Source organism: Blautia sp. AM42-2 (genome assembly GCF_003480245.1).
In the GTDB taxonomy this organism is placed as follows: Bacteria; Bacillota; Clostridia; order Lachnospirales; family Lachnospiraceae; genus Fusicatenibacter; species Fusicatenibacter saccharivorans.
Window position 1 is genome coordinate 1 of sequence record NZ_QUIM01000036.1, and the last position, 1,470, is coordinate 1,470.

At 42.1% G+C, this 1,470-nt stretch carries 1 protein-coding gene; it reads left to right on the forward strand.

Translation table 11 applies throughout. The annotated features are described in order from the left end of the window. A partial coding sequence (locus DW915_RS15540; RefSeq protein WP_243033863.1) for a transposase occupies positions 1 to 858 on the forward strand: 858 nt, incomplete at its 5' end. Positions 859 to 1,470: the final 612 nt, after the last annotated feature.

Consider the following 1,470-nt stretch of genomic DNA (forward strand, 5'->3'; position numbering starts at 1 on the left):
ATTGCAAAGGGTGCTTCCACGCATCTGGAATTTGCGCTAATTAAGAGGATAGCTATAGAAATATTAACCGTCTTCACAGGGAGCTTAAGATCTATTTCCCAGAATACATGGACGCATTTGGAAAAAATCGATGGTACATTCGCATTGGAAGTATTGAAAGTGTCGTGCATTCCATCAGAGATTACAGAACTGGGGACAGAAGGTCTGAGGAACATCTGGCATGAAGCGAAGCTAAGAGGACGCGGCTATAGCAGAGCCAGTGAAATCGTGGAGTATGCAGAAAAAAGCGTAGGACTGAAAGATGGATCCAGTGTCGGTCGTGAGACAGTGAAGTGGTTTGCGAAAGAAATCATGAAACTGGATGAACAGCTTGCCTGGATAGAGAATACCCTGCATAAAAAATGCATGGAAATACCTTATGCAGAAAATATCCTGGAGATCAAAGGCGTGGGTGAAAATATTTTAGCCGGAATTGTGGCAGAAATGGGAGACATCAGCAGATTTGATGATGTAAAAGAAATCCAGAAATTAAGCGGAATGAGTCTTGTAGCATGCAGTTCAGGTAAGCACAAAGGGCAGACAAAGATCAGTCACAGGGGACGCAAACGGCTCCGGTACTGGCTGTTCCAGGCGGCAAAATCAGCAGTTTCCCATGCCGAAGAATTTAAAGAATTGCATGTATATTACACAACACGGGCTGACAACCCGCTGAAAAAGATGCAGTCCCTGATAGTGATAGCCTGCAAGATATTAAGAGTAATATACACCATCCTGAAGACAGGAAAAGACTATGATCCGCAAAAAATGTTAAAGGACATCAAACGGTCAAAAGCTGCATTAGCAGCAAAAGCAGCATAAAGAGCAAAAACAGTGAATACTTCCAGAACTCTGTCGAGTCTGTGATAATCCGAATTGGAGACTGGACAGGGTTCTGGAACAGAAACCCGTAAATGATGAGGTCTGAAACGGACCACATCAGCCAAAAGACTAACAGGAATCTGTAATGGTATAGCGTCCACTGAGTAAATCAGTACCATAATAGATGAATGCAGGTCAGTAACAATCGAACAGAAAAAACAAGAGCTGTAGTCGGCATCGGTGTTTACCATGGGGCATGGACCCTGTTTAGGAGCTTGGCTGGCACTCAGTGTATGGTAGATGGGACGAAGGAAGTTGGGACATGATCCCTTTAGACACGGAAGGTTCATCATCATAGTTGATCAGAGGGAAAATAGCCTTTATAAAGCAAACAAAAGGGATGCTTTTAAAACTATATCTATTTATCAGCTATTCGGTACATGATACTACGATATCCATCACTCCCGGCTCTGTTTTTGAGGTAAATAGAGTACAAAATAATTCATTATATTAGAAACTATAAATGAGCAAATAACGAAAATTGCACAAAATCACCCTGCAATCATTAAAACATCCTTCAGCGAAGCTCCATGCTGGATCAACCGATAAATG